Source organism: Micromonospora sp. NBC_01740 (assembly GCF_035920365.1).
In the GTDB taxonomy this organism is placed as follows: Bacteria; Actinomycetota; Actinomycetes; order Mycobacteriales; family Micromonosporaceae; genus Micromonospora; species Micromonospora reichwaldensis.
On the sequence record NZ_CP109150.1, the window covers coordinates 5,428,562 to 5,454,048 of the forward strand.

A 25,487-nucleotide genomic window follows, 5' to 3' on the forward strand; every position below is an offset into this window, starting at 1 on the left:
CCGCGCCCGCGCCGACCCGTCCACATCGGAGACGGCATGACACGTCGCGCCCGCATCCGCACCCTGCCGCTGGCGGCCGCCCTCACCCTGCTGGCCGCCCTGCTCACGCCGGTGTCCCCGGCCCGGGCGGCGCCCGCGAAGACGCCCCCGCTGACCACGCCGTGGACCAGCCAGGCCCTCACGGGCACGCCCCTGCCGGAGTACCCCCGGCCGCAGATGACCCGGCCCGACTGGCTGAACCTCAACGGCGAGTGGCAACTGCGCCAGTCCGCCACCGACGACGCCCCGCAGTTCGGCACGGACCTCCCCGAGCGGGTGAACGTGCCGTTCCCGGTGGAGAGCGCCCTGTCCGGCGTGCGGCGCGCCGCGAACGACAACCGCCACTACCTGTTCTACCGACGCACCTTCACCGTGCCGGCCGACTGGTCCGGCCGCCGGACCCTGCTGCACTTCGGGGCGGTCGACTGGCAGAGCACCGTGTGGGTCAACGGCGCGCAGGTCGGCGGGCACACCGGGGGCTACGACGCCTTCACGTTCGACGTCACGCCGCATCTCAACGGCGGCACGAACGAGATCGTGGTGAAGGTGTGGGATCCGACGGACAGCCGGCAGAACGGCAGCCTCCCCCCGATCGGCAAGCAGACCAGGACCCCGGGTGGGATCTTCTACACCCCCAGCTCCGGCATCTGGCAGACCGTCTGGTTGGAGCCGGTGCCGACCGCGTCGATCAGCGGCGTCGACGTGTATCCGAACCTGTCCACCAACACGCTACGGGTGCGGGTGTCCACCCGGGGCAACGTCACCGGACACAGCGTGCTGGCCGAGGCGTTGAACGGGAGCACGCTGGTCGGCTCGGCCACCGGTGGCTTCACCGACTTCAGCGTGCCGGTGCCGAACGCCCGCCGGTGGTCCCCGGACGATCCGTTCCTCTACGGCCTACGGGTGACGCTGCGCAACGCGGGCGGCGCCCAGGCGGACCGGACGACGCACTACTTCGGCATGCGGGAGATCACCACCGGGATGGTCGGCGGGGTGCTGCGCCCGAAGCTCAACGGCCAGTTCGTGTTCCAGGCCGGCACCCTCGACCAGGGGTACTGGCCGGACGGGCTCCACACCGCCCCCACCGACGCGGCACTCGCCTTCGACCTGCAAAAACACAAGGACCTCGGGTTCAACATGGTCCGCAAGCACATCAAGGTCGAACCGCAGCGGTGGTTCTACCACGCCGACCGCCTCGGCCTGCTGGTGTGGCAGGACGTCCCGTCCCTCACCGCGCAGGACGTCAACGCCGACAACGCCCAGCAGGCACAGTTCGAGGCCGAGGCGAGGGAGATCGTCGACGAACACCGCAGCTCCCCCTCGGTGGTCGCCTACACGGTCTACAACGAGGGGTGGGGCGAACGCGCGCTCGCCGACACCCGGCGGGTCGGCCAGAACGTGAAGAACCAGGACCCGACCCGGCTGGTGAACGTGCACAGCGGCCACAACTGCTGCCAGTCCCTCGGCGACCCGGGTAACGGGGACATCGACGACTGGCACATGTACCTCGGGCCCGCCTCGCCGAGCCCGTCGGCCACCCGGGTCGCGGTGCTCGGCGAGTTCGGCGGCCTGGGCCTGCGTACGCCGGGGCACGAGTACAGCCCCAACGGCAGTTTCTTCGCCTACGAGTGGCAGCCGAACTCCACCGCCCTCACCGACCGGTACGTCGGGCTGGTGCAGGGCACCCGGAACCTGATGCTCGGCAAGGGCCTCAGCGCCTCGGTCTACACCGAGATCACCGACGTCGAAGGCGAGCTGAACGGCTTCCTCACCTACGACCGCCGGATCGTCAAGATGGTCGAGTCCCGGGTCCGGGCGGCCAACCAGGCGCTCATCGACGCGTCCAGGTCGCTCGGCGACAACCAGCCGGTCGCCCTGCCGCTGAACACGCGACGGTCGTTGCAGGTGACCACGCCCGGACACACGCAGAGGTACCTGCGGCACCAGGACAGCCTCGCCTACACCGAGATCGTCGACCCGGGCAGCACGGCGCTGCTCAAGAACGACGCCACCTACACGATCCGGGCGGGGCTGGCCGACGCCAACTGCTACTCCTTCGAGTCGGTCAACTTCCCGGGGCAGTACCTCCGGCACGCCGCGTCCCGGGTCCGCAACTCGCCGAACGACGGCTCGGCGCTGATGCGCGCCGACGCCACCTGGTGCGCCCGCACCGGGCTGACCGGCGGCGGGGTCTCCCTGGAGTCGTACAACTTCCGGGGCTCGTTCCTGCGCCACTTCAACTCGGAGGTGTGGCTCAGCAACGGCGCCGGCGGCGCCGGCGTACGACACGCCCACCCTCTGGAGCGCGGACAGCACCTGGAACGTCGCCGCGCCCTGGGCACCGTGAGGACCGGACCGCGAGCTGGCGCACCGCCGCCCAGGTCGGTCAGCCGCTCAGTCCCGCCACCGCGGCCCCGACCGCCGTGTCGAGCAGCCGCTCGTCCAAGGGTTCCGCGATGGCGCTGGCGTAGACGGTCACCAGGTTGTGCCCCGCCCGGACGATCACGAAGGCCGACCGCCCGGTGATCCGGGCCCGCCCGCTGCCCGCGCTGAGCCGGTAGTCCACCCGCCAGGACTGCTCGCCCAGCGCGGGTGGCGGCTGCGCGTCGACCGCGAACCGCACCGCCGAGCCGCCCGCACCCCCAAGGGTGAAGCGGGGGCAGGCCCGGCGCGCCGACTCCGCCTCGGCGAGCACCGCGGCGGGCACCGGATCGGCATGCGACCTGACCTCGATCACCAGCTCGGTCGACGCGGTGGCGGTGGGCCCGCGCACCGTGGCGTAGCGGGCCCGCTCCCGGACCCGTTCGACCTCGCCGAGCCGGTCCAGGTAGGAGTCCTCGGCCAGGGGCCGGCAGGCCGGCGGGTCGATCCGGGAGCCGCCGCCCGCAGCCCGGTCGGGCCGGACCTGCCAGCCCCGCGGCAGCACCGCCCGGACCGCGCCCGCCGCCCGGCGGGCCTCCGCGCGGGTGAGCGGCCGACCGGGGTCGCGCCCCGCGACGGACCGCGTGGGCCCCGGGGTGGCGTCGGGCACCGGCGGGACGCCCGCAGGGGGCGACGTCGCCGTGGCGCGGGACGGCTCCGCCACCGGAAGCGGGGCGTACGCCCCGGGGATCCCCGGACCGAGTACCGCCACCGCGAGCAGGGCCGCCAGCGCCGCGACCGCCGCGACGGGCGCCCTGGCACGGGCCGGCCAGGACGGGGTCGGTCCGACCACCGCCGGCCGGGACAGCAGGAACGGCAGGGTGAACGCGACGAGGTAGCCCAGCCACACCAGCGGAGCCAGCAGGTGCGCCTCGACGGTGTCCCACCCGTCCGCCCGTCCGGTCGCCAGGGCGTGCAGGTACTGCAACAGCGCCGCCGCCGTGCCGGCCACCCAACCCGCGGTCAGCGCCCGGCCGACACCGGCACGACGGCCCACCGCGAGCACCACCAGGACCGCCCAGCCGGTGAGCGCGCAGAGCAGCCAGCGCTGTTGTGCCTGCCGGCCCGCCTCGGCCAGGGTGCCCGGCGGGAACAGCTCGGTCCGCCACACGGCGGCTCCCGCACCGATCAGCACGGCGGTCAGGACCGCCGCCACGACCCCCCGGTCCCACCGGCGCGGCGGGCGTGGGTGCCCCTCCCCGGCCCCGCGCAGCAGCAGGCCGACCAGCACCGGGACCAGCAGCGCGAGCAGCGGCCAACCACTACGGGGCAGCGCGAAGACCAGCCAGGCGCGGGCCACGTGGCCGTCGGTCGTCACGGACGCCACCGCCGGCAACGGCCAGAGGACCGCGACACCGGCGGCCGCCGCGACCAGGTACGTGGCCGAACGCCAACCGACCGACCCGGGCCGGCGGGCGACGACCAGTCGCGCCAACAGCACGCAGAGCCCGGCCACCGACGCGGCCAGGAGCCCCGCCAGCGCGGCGACGATCATCGCGACCGGCACCTCCGCCCGGACCGGCACGCCCGAACTGCCCGGAACCGGCAGCACGGTGGCGACGAACGCCGTCGCCGCGAACCCGACGGCCACGCCGACGACGGACCGCCACCAGCCGCCCGCCCCAGCGGCCGCCCGGCGGACCAGCACGGGCAGCAGCCCGAGGTTCAGCAGGACGGCGCCGACACAGACCGCGACGGGCGGGCCGACGGTCGCGTGCGCGGTCAGGAAGAGGTCACGTACGAGGGCGTCGGCGGAGCCCATCGCCAGCATCGCGACCGCGCCGACCGCCAGCCCATGGGTCAGGCCCCCCGGCGGGTCCGCCGGCCGGGCCAGCGCCGCCGCCCGGGCCGCCGGATCCGGATGCCGGGCGAGCAGCCGGCGCCGCCGCGTGGGGCCCACGGCCCCGGCGCGGAGCAACGCGGCCAGGTGCCCGGCGTGGCCGGCGCCGGCGGCGTACCGGTCGGCTTCCCGCTCACGCCGCCGCAACAGCCCGGCCGCCAGCAGCGCGGTCGACACCGCGACGACCGTCGCCCGGCCGAGCGCCGTCAGGTAGGTCGCGTTCAGCCCGAAGAGGGCCACCTCGAGCAGGCCGGCGGCGAGCACCGCGGGCACCGGCAGCCAGATCAGGCCACGGACGGCCGACGCCCAGGCCACGTCCCGGGCGAGGACGTGCGCGAGTTCGTGCGCCACCACGGGGTCGAACCGCGCCGGGTCGGCGTGGGCCACCGCGACGGCCGCCGGGAGCACCACCGTCGGCCGGCCGACCACACCACCGGTGGTGTACGCCTGCCGTACGGGCGGGGCGGCCACGACCAGCCTGGGCCGGTGACGCGCGGCCAGCCCGCTGCGGTCGCAGAGGTCGACGAAGCGCTCCTGCGCGCCCGGCACGGTGAGCCGGCGGCGGAGCCGACGCCGGTCGGCCAGCGGCAGCACCACAACGAGCGCCGCCGCCGCGCCCAGCGCCATCCCCGCCCCGGCGAGCATGACCAGTCCACGTCGGCCGAACTGCCCGGCCAGGCAGCGGTCGCGGGCCGCCGACTGTGCCGCGGCCTCCATCGGATGGGCCCGGGTGCAGATGTCGACGGTGGCCGCCCAGGGTCGGGAGAGCGAGCGGTCGGCGAGGAAGTAGAGGCCGCCGGCGCTGATCCCGACGCTGATCAGGGACGCCAGCACGAGTGCGTAGAGCCAGCCGAGCCGGTCCGGCGGGAGGGGCGGGCCGGCTCCGGGGCCACGGTCGCCGCCGGTCGTGCCGTCCGGAGCCGTACCACCGTCATGGTCGGCCCCGCCGGCACCGGGCCCCGTCATGCGTCCGGCGGATCGACCATCGCGCCGACCGCGGCGTCGGCGAGCAGTTCCGCCCGGCCGGCGTCCAGGCCCAGCGCCACCGCGTGCCGGTGGCACGCCTCACGCAGTCGACGCGCCTGTTCGGGGTCCAGCCCCGGTGGGGCGTCGGGCGGGGCGGGCAGCTCGCGGCGGCGACGCAGCAGGCCGGCCCGGACGGTGGCGGCACCTATCACCAGCACCTCGCCCACGGCGGCGGCCACCACCTGGAGCGCGAGTTCGGTGACCAGGGTGACGTCGATGCCGAAGCCGACCCCGCCCTGCGGGACGGACCAGCTCACGCGGCCCTTCGACAGCTGCCGTCGCCAGTCGGCGGCCACCTCGTCGAAGACCGGTAGTTCCTCGGGGGCGATGCGGCGGACCGCCGCGTGGGCAGCGCCCACGACCAGATCGGCGGCGGCGTTCTGGGGCTCGGTCACGATGCCATCGTGCCGCCACGGCGCCAGCCCGCAGACCCGACAGTAAGGTTTCCGGCACCAGGATCCGTTGACCCGACACGGTGTGCGGGGCCGGGCCGAGGGCGCCGTCGCGTCGGCGGGAGGCAGGATGGGCGGGTGACTGCCCCCACCCGCCCGCCGTCGGCCGTCCTGGACGCGGTGCTCGAACGGTTGACCTACGTCAACGAGGAGACCGGCTACACCGTCGCACGGGTGGCCACCGACCACGGCAGCGACCTGCTCACGGTGGTCGGCGCGCTGCTGGGAGCCCAGCCGGGGGAAAGCCTGCGCCTGTCCGGTCGGTGGTCGTCGCACCCGCAGTACGGCCGGCAGTTCGAGGTGCACTCGTACACCACCGTCCTGCCGGCCACGATCCAGGGCATCCGCCGTTACCTCGGTTCCGGGCTGGTCAAGGGCATCGGGCCGGTGTTCGCCGAGCGGATCGTCGCCCACTTCGGCCTCGACACCCTCCGCGTGATCGAGGAGGAGCCCGCCCGGCTGGTCGAGGTGCCCGGCCTGGGGCCGAAGCGCACCGCGAAGATCACCGCGGCGTGGGAGGAGCAGAAGGCCATCAAGGAGGTGATGGTCTTCCTCCAGGGCGTCGGCGTGTCCACCTCGCTGGCCGTGCGGATCTTCAAGCAGTACGGCGACGCCTCCATCACGGTGGTCAGGAACGAACCGTACCGGCTGGCGGCCGACGTGTGGGGCATCGGCTTCAAGACCGCTGACACCATCGCCCAGGCCGTCGGGATCCCGCACGACAGCCCCCAACGGGTCAAGGCCGGCCTCCAGTACACGCTCTCCGAGGCCACCGACAACGGGCACTGCTACCTGCCCGACGGTCAGTTGGTCGCCGACGCCACCAAGATCCTCAACGTGCCCGCCGACCTCGTCACCACCTGCCTGGACGGGCTCGTCGACGAGGAGGGGGTGGTCCGCGAGACGCTGCCCGGGCCGGACGGCGAGCCGACGGCGGCGGTGTACCTGGTGCCGTTCCACCGTGCCGAGCAGGCCCTAGCCGGATCCCTGCTGCGGCTGCTGCGCGACCGCGTCGACCGGCTGCCCCACTTCGCCGACGTCGACTGGGGCAGGGCGCTGGCCTGGTTGAAGGCCCGCACCGGCACCGACCTCGCCCCCGAGCAGGAACAGGCCGTCCGCCTCGCCCTCACCTCCAGGGTCGCCGTGCTGACCGGTGGCCCCGGCTGCGGCAAGAGCTTCACCGTACGCTCGATCGTCGAACTCGCCGCCGCGAAGCGGGCCAAGGTCACCCTCGTCGCGCCGACGGGCCGCGCCGCGAAGCGGCTGTCGGAGCTGACCGGGCACCCGGCGGCCACCGTGCACCGGCTGTTGCAGCTGCGCCCCGGCGGGGAGGCCAGTCACGACCGGGACAATCCCCTCGACGTCGACCTCCTCGTCGTCGACGAGGCCTCCATGCTCGACCTGATCCTGGCCAACAAGCTCGTCAAGGCCGTCCCGCCCGGCGCGCACCTGCTGCTCGTCGGCGACGTCGACCAGCTCCCCTCCGTCGGCGCCGGCGAGGTCCTGCGGGACCTGCTCGCCGCCCCGGCCGTCCCCCGGGTCCGGCTGACGCAGGTCTTCCGCCAGGCCGCGGAGTCCGGGGTCGTCACCAACGCCCACCGCATCAACGCCGGCAAGCCGCCGCTGCTCCAGGGCCTCAGCGACTTCTTCCTGTTCGCCAGCGACGACACCGACGCCACCGCCGCCCTGACCGTCGACGTCGCCTGCGCCCGGGTCCCCGCCCGCTTCGGCCTCGACCCGCGCCGCGACGTCCAGGTCCTCACCCCCATGCACCGCGGCCCGGCCGGCGCGGCGGCCCTGAACACGCTGCTCCAGCAGCGGCTCACCCCGGCACGCGAGGGGCAACCTGAGCGCCGCCTGGGCGGACGGGTGTTCCGCGTCGGCGACAAGGTCACCCAGATCCGCAACAACTACGACAAGGGCCAGGCCGGCGTCTTCAACGGCACCGTCGGCATCGTCACCGCTCTCAGCACCGACGAGCAGACCCTGACGGTACGCACCGACGAGGACGAGAGCATCGACTACGACTTCGACGAACTCGACGAGCTGGCCCACGCGTACGCCATGACGATCCACCGCTCGCAGGGCTCCGAATATCCCGCCGTGGTCATCCCGCTGACCACCAGCGCCTGGATGATGCTGCAACGCAACCTGCTCTACACCGCCGTCACCCGCGCCAAGAAGCTCGTCGTCCTGGTCGGTTCCCGCCGTGCCCTCGCCGCCGCCGTCCGTACCGTCGGGGCCGGGCGTCGCCACACCGCCCTCGACCACCGCCTCGCCTGAGCGCCTCGCTGCTGCCGCACGCCGGCCCGGGCCGCCGGTCCCCGCCGGGGGCCCTACGCCACCGGACGGGGCGCGGTCGGTGTGGGGCGCAGCGCCGCGAGCTGGATCTGCAACGCCAGCCGCGTGCGCGGCGAGTCGAGATCCACGGCGACGACCTCGGTGAGGCGACGCAACCGGTACCGGAGCGTGTTGGGGTGCACGTGCAGCTGCCGGGCGGCCCGCTGCGGGTCGCCCTGCTGGTCGAGCCAGGCGGCGACGGTGGCGACGTAGTCGGTGCCGTGCTCCCGGTCGTGGGCCACGAGACCGGGCAGGGGGCCACCCAGCAGCAGGTCGACGCTCGGCACGGCGCCGACCACCCGGTGCACGACCAGCTCCGCCCAGTGGTCCTCGAACCGCAGCACCGGGCTCCGCTGCCCGGCCGGGCCGCGCAACGCGAGCAGCTCCGCCGCCTCGGCGCGCGAGCGCGGCAAATCCGCCATGTTCCGGGCGACGCCGCCGGACGCGGCGTACAGACCCGGGTCCTGCACGGCGACGTCGTGGATCAGCTTCTCCATCCACCGCCGCGAACCGGGCGAGGTGCCCTCGTCCACCAGGACGGCGAACAGGACGTCCCCGACGTCCGCGAGCAGCGGCTGGCGCCAGCCGTGCCGGCGGGTGATCGACTCCCACAGCGCGAGGTTGTCGACCATCTCCCCCGTCCCTCCGAGGGCGACGACCCGCCACGGTCCCTCGGGCAGGGCCAGCTCCTCCCGGCCCATCCCGCCGGGGGCCCGCAGGACCGCCCGCAGGCGGTCGGCCGACACCCGGCGCGCGACGTCGGCCTGCACGCGCAGGCGGAGCAGGTGCAGGGCCAGTACGGACGCCGTGCCCTGGAGGTCACGCAGCCGCCCCTCCGGCACCGGGCCCTCGACGACGGCCCAGATCGAGCCGAGCAGCTCGCCGCCGGCGCGGATCGGGACGACGAGGCGGGGCAACGTCCCGTCCGGGCCCTGCGGTACGAAGATCAGCTCGCTGCCCGTCGCGAGCTTGCGGAAGACGCCACGGGAACGGAAGTGGGCGATCACGTTGCCGGGGGCGCGACGGCCGACGATCGTCGACACGCGCGCCGGGTCGGTGCGGTCCTGGCGCGACGAGTAGGCGAGCACCCGGGACTGGGCGTCCTCGATCGTCACCGGCGCGTCGACGACGGCGGCGGTCGCGTCGGCGAGGGCGAACAGCTCGTCGTAGACGCCGGGCTCCCCGGTCTCCGGCGAGCCGGGCGCGACGGCCCGGTCGATCATCCCGCGGAGCAACCAGACGAGCTGGGCCCAGGAGCCGTGACGTTGAAGCTCGACCAGGGTGAGGCGCCGGTCGGCGGCGGCCGACGTCACGTCGGGGTGCGCGGCCAGCGGAGGCTTGAGCACCAGGCCGGCCGCCCCGGTCTCCTGGCAGCGCGCGACGACGGCGAGGGCCTGTGCCGGGGTCGCGACGCCCGCGCCGAGGACGAGGTCACCGCTCTGGCCGGTCGTGGCGTCGTCGGCGAGGGTGACGTCGCGTACCTCCGCCTCGTCGGCGGGGACGACGACCTTGAGCAACGCGGCGCCGGCCGCGTCCACCACGCCAGCCACGGTGAGCATGCCGCGATTGTGCCCCGATCTTGTCCGGCAGGGCCAATGACCTGGGCGATCGTTGGCCGGAACGGACAATGACCTCCCGGCCCGGTGGGGACAGGATTGGCCGCGATCCCTGTCGCGCCCGAAGGAGAAGACGCCATGTCCCCCGTCGAGTCAGTGCCCGCCCCCCAGCACGTCGCCGTCGTCGGCGCGGGGATGGTCGGGCTGGCCACCGCCTGGTTCCTGCAGGAGCGGGGGGTCCGGGTCACCGTGCTCGACCGTACGGGGGTCGCGGCGGGCGCGTCGTGGGGCAACGCGGGCTGGCTCACCCCCGGCATCACCACTCCCCTGCCGGAGCCGGCGGTGCTGCGGTACGGGGTGCGCGCCGTGCTGAGCCCGTCCTCGCCGGTCTACGTGCCGCCGCGCGCGGACGCCCGGTTGCTGCGGTTCCTGGCCGGCTTCGCGCGGCACAGCACGGCGTCGAAGTGGCAGAGCGCGATGCGGGCCCTCATCCCGATGAACCGGCGGGCGCTGGAGGCGTTCGACGCGCTGACCGCCGGTGGGGTCGCGGCGCCGACGCACGAGGCGAAGTCGTTCCTCGCCGCGTACCGGACCGAGGCCGAGCGGTCGGTCCTGCTCGACGAACTGGCGCACATCCACTCCGCGGGCCAGGGGATCGAGTTCGACGTCCTCACCGGGGCCGAGGCACGGGAGGTGGAGCCCTCGCTGTCGGACACGATCGGCGCCGCCATCCGCCTGCACGACCAGCGCTACGTCAACCCGGGCCAGTACGTGCACGCCCTGGCCGACTCGGTCCGCGCGCGGGGCGGAGTGGTCGAGGCCGGCGTGGACGTCCTGGACGTCCGCGACGAGGCGGCCGGTGTCCGGGTGGTGACCTCCGCCGGCACCGACGAGCGCTACGACGCGGTGGTGCTGGCGACCGGCACCTGGCTCGGCCAGTTGGCCCGGCGCTTCGGCGTCCGCACCGTCGTGCAGGCCGGCCGCGGCTACAGCTTCAGCGTCGCCATCGAGCACCTGCCGGCCGGCCCGGTCTACTTCCCCGCGCAGCGCGTGGCCTGCACGCCGCTGGGCGACCGGCTGCGCGTCGCCGGGATGATGGAGTTCCGCAGCGCCGAGGCGCCGCTGGACCGGCGCCGCGTCTCGGCCATCGCCGAGGCCGCCCGCCCGCTGCTGCGGGGCGCCGACCTGGACACCCGCACCGACGAGTGGGTCGGCTCGCGGCCCTGCACCCCGGACGGCCTTCCCCTGATCGGCCGGACCAGGTCACCGCGCGTCTTCGCCGCCGGCGGTCACGGCATGTGGGGCATCACCCTCGGCCCGCTCACCGGCGAGCTGCTCGCCGAGCAGATCACCGGCGGTGGGCAGCCCGTCGAGCTGCGCCCGTTCGACCCGCTGCGCTGACGGGCGCCCGCCCGGGGTCGAGGAGCGGCGGGCTCGGCGTGCGTCGGATGACGCCGATGACGTTTCGTACCCAGCTCCATGACAGTTGTGTGAAGAAGCTGTGGAAGTGACCGGGAGTGGTTTCGCCGCCCTTCCGGCGGGGGCAACACCGCAGCTCGACGACAACTCTCCCGGAAGGACGGCTCCACGTGGAAGTCACCGGTTTCTTCACTGCCATCATCATCGGCCTGATCATCGGGGCGTTGGGCCGCCTGGTCGTCCCGGGCAAGCAGAACATCCCGATCTGGCTCACGCTGCTCATCGGTGTGGTGGCGGCGATCCTCGGCACTCTCGTCGCCGGGGCCCTGGGCGTCGACGACACCAGGGGGATCGACTGGATCGAGCTTGCCCTCCAGGTCGTCTTCGCCGCGATCGGTGTCGCCGTCGCCGCCGGCGCCTACGGTCGCCGACGCATCCGCTGACCTGCACGTCCCACGGCGCCGGCCCACCCTCGCGGCGGGGCCGGCGCCGTCCTGTCCGCCGAGGTGCCGGAACCCGCCGCGCCGCCCGTGTCCTTCGACGGAGCGCCGACGACAGGTGCCGGCCCTACCGGCGGCAGTCGCAACCGTTGCGGCCGCTGTCCGCACGCCGACGGGGCTCCGGCTCGCAGGTGGCGCAGAGCCGGGTCGACGGGCGATGCGCCAGCTCCTCGATCGGGATGTCGCGGTCGCACCCTCCGCAGGTGCCGTAGCGGCCCTGTTCCAGGTAGTGCAGTGCGCGGGCGATGTCACCCAGGGCCCGTCGCGTGGCGGCGGTCAACGCGGCGGCCGCCTCGAGATCGGCGCCGTCGGAGCGCGTCCGTCGGGCCTGCCGGTCCAGCAGCGCCAGCTGGATGCTGTGCCGCTCGTACTGCTCCTCCAGGACGATCCGGAGCACCCCCAGCTCGGCCTGCCTGTTCACGACGTACACGATCGGTCCTTCTCCCTGCTCGGAACGAAAAGAAAGGGCGGAGCGCTGATGCGCTCCGCCCGCCGGTGCCGGTCCTGTGGATCTCGGACGGGTGGCGGCGGGCGGCGCTGACGAGGCGCCCGCCGGGTCGGCGGCGCGACGATCGGCGCGACGGTGCCCCGGCGAACGCGGGCGACCGACGGCACGACGAGGCGACGGGTGATCGCACCCGCGACGAGGTGGGCCTGCGGCCCGGTGGTCGCAGTCGTCCGCGACGGGGCGGGAAACTCCTGGTACGCCGCGGTGCGGGGCTGCCGGGAGGGGCCGGGGGCGGTCACGGCGCCACCATAGACCGAACGCCCGCGTACCGGCCAGCGCCCGGCGCCCCGGGGCCCCGTCGTGGGGTTGCCGGGTCGGTCCGGGCGGCCGTGGCCCGCCGCACAGGCCCCGAAATCGAGGTGCGCGTGACGACCCGGCGCTCTAGGTTTCCGCCGTGACCCTCGACATCGTGCGCCTGGCGGACCGCCCCGACCTCGGCCGTTCGCTCGACGAGGACTTCGACGGGGCGTGGCCGCCGTTCATGCTGTGGGACCCGATGGGCACGGTGTACTACGGCGTCGCCCACGACCTGTATCCCGAGTTCGTGTTCGCCGCGGTCGACCCCGCCGACCCCGCCCGCGCGGTCGCCCGGGCGTACGCGGTGCCGTGGCGCTGGACGGAGTCCGAGCTTCCCGACGGCGGCTGGGACCGGGTGATCCAGCGGGCCACCGTCAACCGCCTGACCGGCGCCGACACGAACATGGTCTCGGCGTTGGAGATCTGCATCCGGCCCGACCGCCGCGGCACCGGGTTGTCCGCCGTGATGCTCGCCGCCATGCGGAAGGCCGTCGCGAAGCTGGGCTACGACACGCTCGTCGCGCCGGTCCGACCGAGCGGCAAGCACACCCGGCCCGAGCTGCCGATGACGCAGTACGCGGCGCAGGTCCGCGAGGACGGCCTGCCGGTCGACCCCTGGCTGCGGGTGCACGTCCGCGCGGGCGGACGCATCGAGCGCGTCGCCACCCGGTCGATGACGATCGCCGGGACCCTCGCCGACTGGCGTCGCTGGACGGGCCTGCCGTTTGACGCCAGCGGGCCGGTCCACGTGCCGGGGGCCCTCGTGCCGGTGCACTGCGACGTGGCGCACGACCACGCCGTCTACGTCGAGCCCAACGTCTGGGTCAGGCACCGACTCTAGGTCGTCGCGCCGGGATCAGGGCGCGGGCCAGTTGTGCAGCAGGGCGTCGAGGGCGTCCAGGACCCGTGACCACGTCTCCTGCGTGTCGGGGGCGCTGTGGCTGAACCCGCCGCCCATCTCCAGGCTGACGTAGCCGTGGAAGACGCTGCCCAGCAGCCGGACCGCGTGCGTCTGGTCCGACTCCGTCAGGTCGTAGCCGCGCAGCAGCGCCCGCGTCATCTGCGCGTGCCTGCCGCCGGCGCTCGCCGCCGCCGTCTTCGGGTCGAGCCTGAGCTGGGCTGCGGCGTAGCGGCCGGGATGTTCCCGGGCGTAGTCGCGGTAGACGTTCGCGAGGGCGGTCAGGGCGTCCTTGCCGGCGCGCCCGGCCAGGGCGTCGGCGGCCCGGTCGGCGAGTTCCTCCAGGGCGAGCAGGGCGATCCTGGTCCTCAGGTCCTGGGAGTTCTTCAGGTGCGAGTACAGGCTCGCGACCTTGACGTCGAACCGCCTGGCGACCGCCGAGACGGTCACCTGGTCGAAGCCGACCTCGTCGGCCAGTTCCGCTCCCGCCAGGGTCAGGCGTTCCGGGGTCAGTCCTGCGCGTGCCATGCTCCTCCGCTCGCTCGGCATAACCCATTATGCATTTGCCTAATACCTTTAGGGAAATTAGCCTGCCGCGTATGAAGCCGCTGACCGAGCAAGAGATCCGCACCGCCTTCGTGAACTGCACCAAGGGCGAGGCGAAGCGTCTGTCCGTCCCGCGCGACCTGGCCGACCGGCCCTGGGACGACCTGGACTACCTCGGCTGGCGAGATCCGCAGGCCCCCCACCGCGCCTACCTCGTCACGGAGCTGGACGGCCGGCCGAGGGCCCTCGCGCTGCGCTGCCCCAACCCCGCCCCCTCGCAGCCACGGCACGGCATGTGCTCGATGTGTCTGACCGCCCCCACAGGCGGCATCTCCCTGATGGTTGCGCCGAAGGCGGGCAAGGCCGGGCAGCAGGGCAACACGGTCGGCACCTACATGTGCAGCGACCTCGCCTGCTCGCTGTACGTGCGGGGCAAGAAGGACCCGGGCGCCGGCGCACGGCTGCAGGAGTCACTCACCCTGGAGGAGAAGATCCAGCGGACCATGGCGAACGTCGCCGCGTTCATCGCCACCGTGACCGCCTGATCTCCAGGCTTCGCAAATTCGCACGTCGGCGATGACGAGCGGGCTCACCTGCCCACCGGAACCCGCCGACGCGATCCGCGCCCTCGAAGGCCACTGCCGGCGCGCCACCTGACCACCCACCGCGAGGAGAGGCCGCGGCGGGGTTCACGGCGAGACGGGAGGCGGCCCGGTGTAGCCGCTGGTCCAGCGGAACCGATTGCTGGGCTGGGCGTACTCCTCGTTGACGTGCGCGATCCAACCCGCCGTCCGGGCGACCGCGAAGATCACCTCGGCGGCGCCCGGCCCCATGCCGGCCGCGTGCGACAGCACGGCGACCGCGAAGTCGACGTTGGGCAGGGCCCCCCGCCGCGCCGCCGTGGCCGTCAGGTCGTCCACCGCCCGCCGCAGATCACCCTCGAACGGCAGGTCCGCGACGAGATCGAGCAGGGTCGTGCCACGCGGGTCGCCCGCCGGATACAGCGGATGCCCGAACCCTGGCAGGTTGCCGGCCCGCAGCCACTCGGCGATCGCGGCCGACGCCCCGTCCCGCCGGGCGGCCTCGATCATGCGGTGGACGCCGCTGCCGACGGCTCCGTGCATTGGCCCGTCCAGCGCCCCGAGGCCCGCCAGCACCGCCGCGTAGGGGTTCGCCCGGGTGGAGGCCGCAACGCGTACCGCGATGGTCGACGCGGCCAGGTCGTGGTCGGCGAGCAGGACGAGGGCGGCGTTGAGCGCCCGGAGACCAGCTGCGGACGGTGGCGTGCCCGTCAGCCGCGGCCACAGGCGGGCAGCGAGGCGCTCATCGGAGGGAGCCTGTCCGGCGAGGGGCAGGGCGTCGACCATGGTGGACAGCAACCCCGGCGCGAGGGCCGTCACGGTCGCGGGCGCCAGGTCGAAGCGCAGCGGGTCCATCGCGGCCGCGACGGCGACGATCACCGGCAACCGGTCGAACAGCCGTGCCCGGGCGGGGAGGTGGCTGCTCGCCAGCCTGGCCCTGTCGAGGGTCTCGGCGGACGCCGCGAAGGTCTCCCCGCGCCGCTCCCCCGTCCACAGCCAGTGCGCGATCTCCTCGAACGCCGACGCCGGCGCGAGCCTGCCGACATCCAGCCCCCGGTAGTGCAGCCGCCCGTACGCGATCAACGTGGTGGCCGTCCGCATCGCCGGGGCGCCGTCGCGGACCGGCCGGGTCGCCTGCGTGCGGGAGGCCAGCCGTTCGACGTCGGCCAGCCGGAACCGGCTGATCCGCTCGCCGGGGACCTTGACCCGGGCAAGCAGTCCGCGACTGACGTACGCGTAGATCGTCTCCGGCTTGACGCGCAGGCGAAGCGCTACCTCGGCAGTCGTCAACAGCTGTTCCCCGGACATGTGGGCATGGTCTCACATTGACTGGATCAACGTTGACTACGCCCGTCCGGGGGCGTGACGCTGCCCGCATGCCTGACACCATCACCGTTCCGCGCGGGCTCGCCGGCGTCGTGGTCACCGACACCACCATCGGCCGCGTCCGCGGCGCCGAGGGCTTCTACCACTACCGGCAGTACTCAGCGATCGACCTGGCCGAGCAGCGCACGTTGGAGGACGTCTGGGCGCTGCTCATCGACGGTTGCCTGCCCACCGATCCCACGGCGCTGCGCCGCGAGATCGCGCCGCTGCGCCACATCCCGCCCGCCGTCGCCGCCGCGCTGCCCGACATCGCCGCGGCGTCGACGTCGCCGGACCCGATGGGCGGACTGCGCGCCGCCCTGGCCGTCGCCGGCCTCGCCGCCGGGGCCCGCCCGTTGTACGACACCCCAGCGGCAGAACGGCGGGCGCAGGCCATGGCACTCTGCGCCCTCACGCCCAGCCTGCTGGCCGCGCTGTTCCGGCTGCGGGCGGGGCTGGAGCCGATCGAGTCGCGCGACGACCTGTCGCACGCGGCGAACCACCTGTACATGATCACCGGCAAGGAGCCGTCCGCTGCGCACGCCCGCGCCATCGAACGCTACCTGATCGCGACTGTCGATCACGGCTTCAACGCGTCCACCTTCACCGCCCGCGTCGTCGCCTCCACCGGCGCAGACATCTACGCCTGCGTCGGCGGCGCCCTCGGCGCGCTCTCCGGCCCGCTGCACGGCGGCGCGCCCAGCCGGGCCCTCGACACCCTCGACGCCATCGGCTCCCCCGACCGGGCCGACGCGTGGCTGCGCGACCGCATCCTCAGCGGCGAGCGGATCATGGGATTCGGGCACCCCGTCTACCGCACCGAGGACCCCCGCTCACGCATGCTCAAGGCGATCGCCCTGTCCCTCGGTGGCGATCTGGTGGACCTCGCCGTGGCCGTCGAGGAGCGGGTCCTGTCGCTGCTGGCGGAACTGAAGCCGGGCCGGGAACTGCACACGAACGTGGAGTACTACGCCGGCGTGGTCATGCACCTGTGCGGGCTGCCCCGCGAGATGTTCACGCCGACGTTCGCCACCAGCCGGGTGATCGGATGGTGCGCGAACGTGCTGGAACAGGCCGAGGACTCGAAGATCATCCGGCCAGACTCGCGCTACGTGGGCCCCAGCGCGCCCCGACCGCTGCCGACCGGGACCGCACCACCCCTGGGCTAGGCGCCATCGCCCACCGCGATCCGTCATCCGCGATGGCGCCTCGCGCGTACGCCGGAGGCCGGTGCCCAAACGTCACCCAGGACGGGGCGGAGCACTGGCACCGGAATCGCCCTGCGGGCAGGCGAGCCACCGCAGTAAGGGAGCCCCCGGCGCGACGGCATCGCCGATCCGCACCACTTCCGGCGCCCTGACCGGCGCGCGTCCGCGTGTCACACCGCCCCTGGTGGCGGCCGCCAGCGCACCGGCCTCCGACGTCGCCGCGCCCGGGTTGCGCGCCGCCGGCTCGCCTCGGGCGGTCGGTGCGGCGCCCTCGACGGGGTTCGGCGTCGCGGCGGCGGAGGCGCCCCGCGCGCTCTCGTCCGCCCGGTACGGCGGGTCGGCCCCCTCCGGCGAGGCCGGGCCTGCGGCGGTCAGCGCCACGAACGCCACCGCGACGATGGCAGCGGCCAGGGCCGCGCGACGCTCGGCACGCAGCCCGGTCGACGGGGCCTGATCCGGGTGGACCGGCAGCGGTGGCACCGGCCGCGCGTGCCGGTGGGCGGCCAGCAGGGCCTCGAGCTGCGCGGTGACGGCGGCCCGTTCGCCAATGGCGGCGGCGAAGGCGAGGGTGAGATAGAAGCGGAAGTTCACGGTCGCGGCGGCCGGCACCCGCAGCCCGGCGAGCCGGCGACCGTCGGTGGCGTGCAGCAGGGTGAACGGCACCTCGGGATGGTGCGCGGGCCCCACCAGGTCCGCGTACCTCCACTCGTGCCGCCACCCGCGCCCCGAGGAGAAGGCGACACGGTGGTTGGTCACGACGGCCATTCCCGTGTCCAGGGCCCGCACGCCCCTCGGCAGCGCGCGGCCGGCGGCGTCGTCCGTGGCGACGGTCAGGCCCGGGGCGGGCAGCCCGGTGCCGTGCCGCGCGTCCGCCTCGACCAGGTCAGCGACCGGCAGCACCCGGTAGACGACCTCGTCGGCGTCGAGGTCCACCGGCAGGCCGGCACGCGGCTGCGTGCACCCGAGGAACCCGGCCGCCTCGATCCGCAGCCGGGCCAGGTGGTCCTGGTGCCGCTGCCAGGCCGCCACCTGCGCGTCGTACGCGCACCGCCGTCGGTCGTTCTCGCGCTCGGCCCACCTGATCCGCCACGCGGGCTGCGCCGACGCCGGGATCGCCATGCGGGAGTGTGAGGCTGCCGTCACGTCTCGTACAACCATCGGCCGCTCGATGAGGAAACTGGCGCAGGTCGATACTTCCCATTGGTGCCGGTAGGGGCGGTTCGGCCTTGCGTCCCGAGCTGCCGGCGTCGACAGATCTAGTCATGCCTGTCGATGTCTGGTAGAAATCCTGCAAGGTCGGCCTTCTCATCGCAGGAATCCCCCCACGCGAACGGGAGAGTCATGTCGTCCACCCGATCCACCCTGCGCCGCCGCCTGCTCACGCTCCTGGTTGCCATCGCCGCCGCGACCGGGGCCACGCTCGGACTCGCCAGCCCGGCCTTCGCCATCAGCCACTCCGACGCCACGTCGCAGCTACGCGCCGCCGGCATCTCCTGGACCTCCAGCGGCAACTGCAGCGACCGCTACGTCTCGACCTGCACCTCGTTCGACGGCGTCCGGCAGGCCACCATCAGCGGAATCATCACCTTCAAGCGCGCCAGCGGCTGCGCCGTGACGATCACCGCCGGCACCGAGGTCGGGCACGCCGGCGGCACCTACAGCCACTGGAACGGCTACAAGCTCGACATCGCCCTGAGCACCTGCATCCAGAACTACATCTCGGCGAACTACACCTACGTCGGCTACATCGCCGGCTTCGGCTACCAGTACCGGGCGGCCTCCGGCAACCTGTACACCAAGGAAGGCAGCCACTGGGACATCCTCTTCTACACCTGCGGCGGCTGCTGACGGGGGAACCGGGTGCCGCCACCGTCAGGTGACGGCACCACCCCGGTCCCCGGCAGGAACATCGGCGCGGCACCCGCGACGAAGGGTGCCCACCCGGCGGTGGACGCCCTTCCCGGTCCGGCGCCCCTGGGCTCAGGCCCCGCCGAGGGTCCGGGCGAACCGGCGGATGTCGTCGACCAGGAGCCCGGGCTGCTCCAGCCCCGGGAAGTGCCCCCCGCGGTCGTGCTCGGTCCACTGCACGATGTTGGGGAAGGCCTGGTCGGCCCAGGCCCGGACGGGTTGCGAGGGGTCGTGCGGGAAGACCGCCACCCCGAGCGGCACCGGCACCGGGGGCTGCTGCCGCGGCGCGGCGCTGACCGGGAGCATGTCCGCCGTCTCGTGGTAGAGCTGGGCGGAGGAGCCCGCGGTACGGGTGAACCAGTAGAGCGACACGTTGGTCAGCAGGCGGTCCCGGTCCACGGCGTCCTCCGGGCTCTTGCCGGAGTCGGTCCACTCCTTGAACTTCTCCACGATCCACGCGAGCTGCCCGACCGGGGAGTCGGTCAGGGCGTACGAGAGCGTCACCGGGCGGGTGGCCTGGATCTTCATGTAGCCGGACTCGTCGTCGACGAAGCGGGCCAGCCGGGCGAGCCGCCGGCCGGTGTCCTCGTCGAGCGCGCCCAGCTCGCGCGGGTCGCCGGGGGGCGGCGTGATGAGGAAGTTGACGTGCGCCCCGATCGCGTGCCCGGCGTCCGCCGCCGCGAGCGCGACCGTCACCCAGGAGCCGAAGTCGGTGCCCTGCGCCAGGTAGCGGCCGTAACCGAGCCGGTCCATCAGTTCGGCCCACGCCCCGGCGATACGCGGCACGCCCCAGCCGGTCCCGGTGAGCGGGCCGGAGAAGCCGTACCCGGGCAGGGACGGGATGACCACGTGGAAGGCGTCCGCCGGGTCACCCCCGTGGGCGCGCGGATCGGTCAGCGGCCCGACGAGGTCGACGTACTCCAGGAAGCTGCCCGGCCAGCCGTGGGTGAGGACGAGCGGCGTCGCGTCCGGCTCCGGGGACCGTACGTGCAGGAAGTGCACCGTGGCGCCGTCGATCTCCGTGACGAACTGGGGGTACTCGTTGAGCCGCGCCTCGGCCGCCCGCCAGTCGTACCCGCTGCCCCAGTAGTCGGCCAGCTCCCGCAGGTAGGACTGCGGCACGCCGCGTTCCCAGCCGTCCGCGCCCGGCTCGTGCGGCCACCGGGTGTCGGCCAGTCGTCGGCGCAGGTCGTCGATGTCGGCCTGCGGTATCTCGATGCGGAACGGCTTCATCCCAGCGCCCTCCAGGGTCACGGCTCGCGCGAGATTCACATCCTTGACGGCGTACGCGGGGGCGCGCACCTTCCGCCGTGCGGTCTGCCGCGCGGGCACCCGGCAGGCTCAGTCGGGGTGGGCCGCAGCGTCGAAGCTCTCCGGGGTCACGCCGGCCCACGCAGTATCGTCGTCCGATGCGTAGGAGGGCGGAGCATGCGGCGAACCCCCACGGAGGAATCCCTCGGACCGTCGGGGAGGAAGACCTCGCCGGCTTCACCGCCGGCCAGTTCCTGGACGTGCTGAAGGCCCTCACGGCGATCCTGACGCTGCCGCCGTCGGCCGCCGACCGCGTCGACGCCCTCGTCGTGGCCACCGGCCAGGGCGAACAGTGGCGGCTCAGCCACGCGATCCGCACCTGGGAGGCGAACCCCGGCCTGCGTCACCTCCTGGTGACGAACGGGAACCCGGCCGAGGAGACCTACGTCGAACTCACGCTCGACCACCTGCGCGGCCTGGGCCTCCGTCGCTGCGAGGGGGTCCGCCTCCAGGCCGGACCCGCCCCCCACACCGGCCGGCAGGCCGCCTGGATCGCCGAGCAGGCGCAGGGCCTCGGCATCGCGAGCCTCGCGCTCGCCGTCTCCCCCTACCATCTGCCCCGCGCCTACCTCACGGTCCTCAAGGCACTGGACAGGAGGAACCTCCGCCTGCCCGTCATCCCCGTCCCTGTGGCCGTCTCCCCCGACACGCCCGTCCCGGAGACCGGGGCCACCGCCTACGACCTCGTGCCGGGAGAAGTGAAACGGATCCTCACCTACATGGACGAGGACCAGGTCGCCACCCTCGGGGAACTCCAGCAGTACCTCCGGTGGCTGTGGGGTCGCCACGAGTCCCTCCTCGTCGGCATCCCGGGCTGACCCCGGCCGCCCACGAGGCAGGGGCCCCGCCAAGATGGCGGGGCCCCTGCGTCGACGCTCGGATCGGATGCCGGTCAGCACCAGCCGTTGATCGGACCGTTCACCCCGCTCGCCAGGTAGGCGTCGGACACCCAGGTGCCGTCGCTCAGCCGGTTCCACAGCGCGGTGGTGCCGTACCGCCCGGCGTGGGAGGTGCCGTTGGCGGAGCAGGAGACGGTGACCGTGGTGCCGTCGCCTACCGATCCCCGCACGGCGTAGCCGGTGCCGGGGCCGGACCGCTTGTTCACCGAGCCACCACCGTTGGCGTCGACCACCGCCTGGTTGAAGCCCAGCGCCCCGTAGTTGTAGAGGCCGGCGCCGGCGCCGGCCCAGACCGAGCCGTGCCGCGCCCCGCCCTGGTAGGCGGCAGCGCCGTTGGCGAACTCCCACTTGCCGATGCTGTGGCCGGCGATGCCGACATAGGCGCTGTTCTGCCGCAGCCCGAAGTGGACGTGCCGGCCGTACGCCGCCCCGCCGCAGGTGACGTCGGTGCCCGTGTAGCCCAGGTACGCGCCCTGGCCGACGGCGGCGCCGTTGACCGAGATGCTGCTCCACAGGTGGTAGTAGTCGGTCGAGTAGCCCCGGTCGTGGATCACCCGGATCCACCCCGTGCACATCGTGTACGCCGTGCCGGCCCGCGCCGCGCGGACCACCTGGTCACCGCCGGCCAGGTCGATCGAGCTGTACGGCGCCTCGTAGCCGCCCCAGCCGTGCGGGCCGCTGGTCAGCGTCCACGTCTGACCCACCGCGAAGGGCAGGGCCATCCCGGTCCGATAGTCGCCGCCCGCCTGCATGGTGCTCGGGGTACGGGCGAAAACCGCCTTCTCCTGCTTGTTGACCAGGGGCGACTCGGCGGCCAGCTCGCTGAACCCGGCCTCGCCGTCGAAGTTCACCCGCCACGTGCCGGCCTCGGCACGGGCGATGAAGATCGCGCCGGTCGGATGGACGTCCTTCTCGTGGGTGGTGACGGCGACGGCGGTGCCGAAGGCCCACGGGCCGTTCCTGCGGGTGACGTTCACCCGGGTCTCGGAGCTCTCCGGGTGCGCCACCGCGGAAGTCTCGGCGTGCTCCGCCTCCGAGGCCTGGACCTGCGCGCGCAGCTTGGCGGTGACGGCGTCCTCGACGCTCACCCGCACCGGCTCCGGCTTGGGCACGGCGGCGTGCGCGGCGGTGCCGCTGACCAGGAGCTCCGTCGCCAGCAGGGCTGTGGCGACGCCGGCCCATCGTCTCATGTGCACCATTGACGACCTCTTTCAAATCGAAGGACATCGCTAAGTGGTGCTGACGATAGACAGAACGAGGAAGATTGTCTACATGTTGACCCGCCGGCAATGAAGGTATGTTTCGGCGCGGGGCCGAAGATCCACCGTCGGCGGCGGAGGTCCCGGCCGGATCGGGGACGCCCCGCCGCGCGAATCTGCTGGTAGACGCCCCGTGGCGCGGGTCGGGTGCGAGACTGGAGCTGTCGCCGAGGGGGATCCCGTATGTCTGCTGGTCGCTATCTCGCGGTCGCCGGTCCGCGCGAACTCCGTGCGGGAGAGGTGTCCGCGACCGAGCCCGGGCCCGGCCGCGTGACCGTCGACATCACGTACACGGGGATCTGCGGCACCGACGTCCACGGCTACACCGACGGGCACATGCTGCCGCCGGCGGTCTTCGGGCACGAGTGGACCGGTTCGGTCTCGGCGGTGGGCGCCGGCGTGGACGGGCTGCGGGTCGGCCAGCGCGTGGTGGGCGCGGTGGGGCCGGCGTGCGGCCGTTGCCGCCAGTGCGTCGCCGGGCACGCCCGCCACTGCGACACCGTGTTCGCCGAGGCTAACGGGGTCGACGCCGACGCACCGCCGCACGGCGCCTTCGCCACCCGGGTGCAGGTGACGGCGCGGCGGGTCATCCCCGTTCCGGAGAGCCTCTCGGCGGTGGAGGCGGCGCTCGTGGAGCCGGCCACGGTCACCTTTCACGCCGTGCGGCGGGTGGCGGCGGAGTACGGCAGCACCACGCTGGTCCAGGGCGCCGGCCCGATCGGGCTGCTCACCGCCCAGCACGCGCGCAACGCCGGGGCGGGGCCGATGATCATCTCGGAGCCTTCCGCGGCGCGCCGTACGCTGGCCGGCAGGCTCGGCTTCGCCCACGTGGTCGAGCCCGCCGACCTGCCGGCCGCGCTGAACGAACTCACCGCGGGCATGGGCGCCGACGTCGTGTACGAGTGCAGCGGTGTTCCGTCGCTGTTCCAGCCGTCGGCGGAGCTGGTGCGCCGGGGCGGGACGCTCGCGTTGCTCGGCTACCCGCTGGAGAACTCGAGCGTCAGCTACGGCGACTGGCAGAGTCGGGAGCTGACGGTGATCGGGTCACTGGCCTACCAGCACGAGGACTTCGTGGGCGCGATGCACGCGATCGCCGCACGTCGCATCGACGTGGCGGCACTGCACACGGGCACCTTCGGGCTGTCGTCGCTGAAGGACGTCCTCGACGAGCTCGACTCGGGCCGCAGCGAGCACACCAAGGTGCTGATCGACCCGAACCAGCCGGACCGGGCCTGAGCCGGCGGGCGGCGCGGCGGCGAGGGGTCAGTGCGGGAAGACCCGGGGCGTGCGCCGCTCGACCTCGTCACGGAAGTCCTCGATCCGGGAGGCCACCTGTCGCATGCCGACGGTGTGCTCCAGCCGGTCGAGATAGAGCGAACGGCGGGCCAGGCCGTCGAGGTCGAAGCTGAAGTAGATCGCCATCAGCGGGTTGACGAACAAGGTGCTGCCCCGGGTGCGGCGGGTCATGTGCACGTCCCCGTCGGCGCCACGGATGGCGGCGGCGATCTGCCCGTGCACGATGCTGGGCCGCAGCGGCGTGGCCGCCTGCCCGTACGCGACCGCGTCCCGGTACAGCCGCGCCTCCCTGCTGCTGCCCGGAATGGACAGCGCCCCGAGGTACGCGCCGTCGCGGTCGAGGGCGGCGATGTTCTCCAGCACCTGGGTGTGGTTGACCCCGTGGTACGCGTCGATGCCGAACCCGAGGCACACCACCAGCTTCACCGGCACGTCCAGGCCGGCCACCGCCGCGAGGCTCGTCATGTCCTCGACGGGGGTGCCGAGGCCGGCCTCGTCGCCGCGCATGAGGATGTCGGTGCCCCCGTCGACCAGCACCACCGCGTCCACCCCTAGCGCGTCGACCAGATGCCGGTACGCGTCGCGCAGCGGCTCCACGCCCACCCGTGGGAAGGCGTACACGGTGCTCGGCTGGTCGTTGGCGGCGAGCCAGCGGGCCAGCGCCCGTTCCGGGAAGTACTCGTCGGGGCCGGCGGTGTCCGGGGTGACGGCGGCGACGTCCTGCGCCGCCCAGGCGTCCAGGTCGAGCAGTTCGAGCCGCGTGAAGGAGAGGTTGGCCAGGTGCACCGTCCGACCGGCGTCGCGTAACGCGACAGCCAGCGGAATCGCGGCGTACACGTCGAAGCCGCCGCCCGCGCCCGCGATCAGCACGGTGCGCGCCGGCTCCAGCGCGGCGAACAACGGCGGTACGGCCAGCGACCGCATCGAGCCTCCTCAGGCGACCGGCACAGGGGTTCCCTGGCAGGCGGGGCGGTTCCGTTCAGAACAGCGTCGACGGCCCGACCGGCTCCGGCTCGGGCAGCGGCTCGACCTCGGGCAGGCGCGCCCGCACCTCGTCGTGGAACCGGCGGGCGAGCTCGGGCGCGTCGGCGTTGTCCGGGGTGTGCACGAAGATCGTCGGCGATCGGCCCTCGCGCAGCCACCCGGTCACCACGTCGAGCCACGGCTGCCAGCCCTCGACCGTACGTGCGGGGTCGTCGCGGCCGAGGTAGCGGACGATCGGCCGGTCGGTCAGCGCGTGGGTGCGCAGCGGGGTGCGCGGCTTCCTGGTCCACGCCTCGCGTTCCGCGTCGCTGGTCGGCGGGGTGCGGAAGAACGCGGTCGTGTCGAAGGGCACCCACTCGGCGCCGACGGTGGCGAGCGCCTCCTCCAGCGTCCGCGCCGCCCGGGGGTCGTCGAAGAACGCGGGGTGCCGGACCTCCACGGCGTACCGGTGGGCGGTGGGCAGCCCGCGCAGGAAACGGGCCAGCGCGGGTACGTCGGCCGGGCCGAACGAGCCCGGCAGCTGGATCCAGAGGGCGTGGGCCCGTGGGCCGAGGGGTTCGACGGCGTGCAGGAAGGCGCGGAGTTCCTCGTCGGCACCGGTGAGCCGACGCTCGTGCGTGACGACCTTCGGCAGCTTGGGCACGAACCGGAAGTCGGGGTCGGTCTGCTCCGCCCAGGAGGCGACCGTCTCCCGGGCCGGGGTGGCGTAGAAGGTGGTGTTCCCCTCGACCGCCGTGCACCAGCCGGCGTACGCGCGCAGCCGCTCGTGGGCCGGCAGCGGATGCGCCAGGAAGCGCCCCTGCCACGACTTGTGCGTCCACATCGCGCACCCCA

20 protein-coding genes and 1 pseudogene are annotated in these 25,487 nt (G+C 73.8%); 10 read left to right on the forward strand and 11 right to left on the reverse strand.

What is annotated here, in order from left to right:
- The first annotated feature begins 36 nt into the window (after nucleotides 1-36).
- Nucleotides 37-2,565, forward strand: a complete 2,529-nt coding sequence (locus OG989_RS24040; protein ID WP_327028535.1) for an AbfB domain-containing protein — start codon at nucleotides 37-39, stop codon at nucleotides 2,563-2,565.
- A 1,732-nt stretch (nucleotides 2,566-4,297) separates the two neighbouring features.
- On the opposite strand, the pseudogene OG989_RS24045 reads toward OG989_RS24040, so the two are convergent.
- Nucleotides 4,298-5,266 (reverse strand): annotated as a pseudogene (locus OG989_RS24045) (M48 family metalloprotease); the annotation flags it as partial.
- Complete coding sequence (locus OG989_RS24050; protein WP_327028536.1) at nucleotides 5,263-5,721, reverse strand: hypothetical protein; 459 nt, start codon at nucleotides 5,719-5,721, stop codon at nucleotides 5,263-5,265. The gene OG989_RS24050 and the pseudogene OG989_RS24045, both read right to left, overlap by 4 nt.
- A 135-nt stretch (nucleotides 5,722-5,856) precedes the next feature.
- Here OG989_RS24050 and recD2 point away from each other — a divergent pair, with 135 nt between their 5' ends.
- A complete protein-coding gene (gene recD2, locus OG989_RS24055) occupies nucleotides 5,857-8,061 on the forward strand; it encodes an SF1B family DNA helicase RecD2 (protein ID WP_327028537.1) in 2,205 nt (734 codons plus the stop codon).
- Between the two features lie 53 nt (nucleotides 8,062-8,114).
- Here the strand turns inward: recD2 and OG989_RS24060 are convergent, their stop codons facing one another.
- Nucleotides 8,115-9,677: a helix-turn-helix domain-containing protein gene (locus OG989_RS24060; RefSeq protein WP_327028538.1), complete on the reverse strand. Its 1,563-nt coding sequence runs from the start codon at nucleotides 9,675-9,677 to the stop codon at nucleotides 8,115-8,117.
- Between the two features lie 135 nt (nucleotides 9,678-9,812).
- Between OG989_RS24060 and OG989_RS24065 the strand changes: the two genes are divergently transcribed.
- Both OG989_RS24065 and OG989_RS24070 read left to right on the forward strand, forming a co-directional pair.
- Complete coding sequence (locus OG989_RS24065; protein WP_327028539.1) at nucleotides 9,813-11,075, forward strand: NAD(P)/FAD-dependent oxidoreductase; 1,263 nt, start codon at nucleotides 9,813-9,815, stop codon at nucleotides 11,073-11,075.
- Between the two features lie 188 nt (nucleotides 11,076-11,263).
- Nucleotides 11,264-11,536, forward strand: coding sequence for a GlsB/YeaQ/YmgE family stress response membrane protein (locus OG989_RS24070; protein WP_132239801.1), 273 nt, complete (start codon nucleotides 11,264-11,266; stop codon nucleotides 11,534-11,536).
- A gap of 124 nt (nucleotides 11,537-11,660) precedes the next feature.
- On the opposite strand, the gene OG989_RS24075 is transcribed toward OG989_RS24070, so the two are convergent.
- Complete coding sequence (locus tag OG989_RS24075; RefSeq protein ID WP_327028540.1) at nucleotides 11,661-12,023, reverse strand: hypothetical protein; 363 nt, start codon at nucleotides 12,021-12,023, stop codon at nucleotides 11,661-11,663.
- A gap of 472 nt (nucleotides 12,024-12,495) precedes the next feature.
- Between OG989_RS24075 and OG989_RS24080 the strand changes: the two genes are divergently transcribed.
- Nucleotides 12,496-13,239 (forward strand): N-acetyltransferase, encoded by a 744-nt coding sequence (locus OG989_RS24080; RefSeq protein WP_327028541.1) that lies wholly within the window; start codon nucleotides 12,496-12,498, stop codon nucleotides 13,237-13,239.
- Between the two features lie 15 nt (nucleotides 13,240-13,254).
- On the opposite strand, the gene OG989_RS24085 is transcribed toward OG989_RS24080, so the two are convergent.
- Entirely contained in the window at nucleotides 13,255-13,824 is a 570-nt protein-coding gene (locus tag OG989_RS24085) for a TetR/AcrR family transcriptional regulator (RefSeq protein WP_327028542.1), read from the reverse strand.
- Nucleotides 13,825-13,895: 71 nt separating this feature from the next.
- Here OG989_RS24085 and OG989_RS24090 point away from each other — a divergent pair, with 71 nt between their 5' ends.
- On the forward strand, nucleotides 13,896-14,387 hold the full coding sequence (locus tag OG989_RS24090) for an FBP domain-containing protein (protein ID WP_327028543.1): 492 nt from the start codon (nucleotides 13,896-13,898) through the stop codon (nucleotides 14,385-14,387).
- 144 nt (nucleotides 14,388-14,531) lie between these two features.
- Here the strand turns inward: OG989_RS24090 and OG989_RS24095 are convergent, their stop codons facing one another.
- A complete protein-coding gene (locus OG989_RS24095; protein WP_327028544.1) occupies nucleotides 14,532-15,731 on the reverse strand; it encodes a citrate synthase in 1,200 nt (399 codons plus the stop codon).
- A 68-nt stretch (nucleotides 15,732-15,799) separates the two neighbouring features.
- Between OG989_RS24095 and OG989_RS24100 the strand changes: the two genes are divergently transcribed.
- Nucleotides 15,800-16,957: a citrate/2-methylcitrate synthase gene (locus tag OG989_RS24100; RefSeq protein ID WP_327028545.1), complete on the forward strand. Its 1,158-nt coding sequence runs from the start codon at nucleotides 15,800-15,802 to the stop codon at nucleotides 16,955-16,957.
- Between the two features lie 72 nt (nucleotides 16,958-17,029).
- Here the strand turns inward: OG989_RS24100 and OG989_RS24105 are convergent, their stop codons facing one another.
- Nucleotides 17,030-18,115: a hypothetical protein gene (locus tag OG989_RS24105; protein ID WP_327028546.1), complete on the reverse strand. Its 1,086-nt coding sequence runs from the start codon at nucleotides 18,113-18,115 to the stop codon at nucleotides 17,030-17,032.
- A gap of 222 nt (nucleotides 18,116-18,337) precedes the next feature.
- On the opposite strand from OG989_RS24105, the gene OG989_RS24110 reads away from it, so the two are divergent.
- The gene (locus tag OG989_RS24110) at nucleotides 18,338-18,844 is read left to right on the forward strand and encodes a hypothetical protein (protein ID WP_151455483.1); all 507 of its coding nucleotides are present in this window, start codon (nucleotides 18,338-18,340) and stop codon (nucleotides 18,842-18,844) included.
- A 132-nt stretch (nucleotides 18,845-18,976) separates the two neighbouring features.
- Here OG989_RS24110 and OG989_RS24115 read toward each other — a convergent pair whose 3' ends face one another.
- On the reverse strand, nucleotides 18,977-20,137 hold the full coding sequence (locus OG989_RS24115; protein WP_327028547.1) for an epoxide hydrolase family protein: 1,161 nt from the start codon (nucleotides 20,135-20,137) through the stop codon (nucleotides 18,977-18,979).
- 176 nt (nucleotides 20,138-20,313) lie between these two features.
- Here OG989_RS24115 and OG989_RS24120 point away from each other — a divergent pair, with 176 nt between their 5' ends.
- A complete protein-coding gene (locus OG989_RS24120) occupies nucleotides 20,314-21,033 on the forward strand; it encodes an ElyC/SanA/YdcF family protein (protein WP_327028548.1) in 720 nt (239 codons plus the stop codon).
- Nucleotides 21,034-21,107: 74 nt separating this feature from the next.
- Here OG989_RS24120 and OG989_RS24125 read toward each other — a convergent pair whose 3' ends face one another.
- The gene (locus OG989_RS24125) at nucleotides 21,108-22,313 is read right to left on the reverse strand and encodes a peptidoglycan DD-metalloendopeptidase family protein (RefSeq protein ID WP_327028549.1); all 1,206 of its coding nucleotides are present in this window, start codon (nucleotides 22,311-22,313) and stop codon (nucleotides 21,108-21,110) included.
- Between the two features lie 243 nt (nucleotides 22,314-22,556).
- Between OG989_RS24125 and OG989_RS24130 the strand changes: the two genes are divergently transcribed.
- Nucleotides 22,557-23,609, forward strand: coding sequence for a zinc-dependent alcohol dehydrogenase (locus OG989_RS24130; protein WP_327028550.1), 1,053 nt, complete (start codon nucleotides 22,557-22,559; stop codon nucleotides 23,607-23,609).
- A gap of 27 nt (nucleotides 23,610-23,636) precedes the next feature.
- On the opposite strand, the gene OG989_RS24135 is transcribed toward OG989_RS24130, so the two are convergent.
- A complete protein-coding gene (locus OG989_RS24135) occupies nucleotides 23,637-24,593 on the reverse strand; it encodes a DUF1152 domain-containing protein (protein WP_327028551.1) in 957 nt (318 codons plus the stop codon).
- A 55-nt stretch (nucleotides 24,594-24,648) separates the two neighbouring features.
- On the reverse strand, nucleotides 24,649-25,476 hold the full coding sequence (locus tag OG989_RS24140; protein ID WP_327031225.1) for a DUF72 domain-containing protein: 828 nt from the start codon (nucleotides 25,474-25,476) through the stop codon (nucleotides 24,649-24,651).
- Nucleotides 25,477-25,487: the final 11 nt, after the last annotated feature.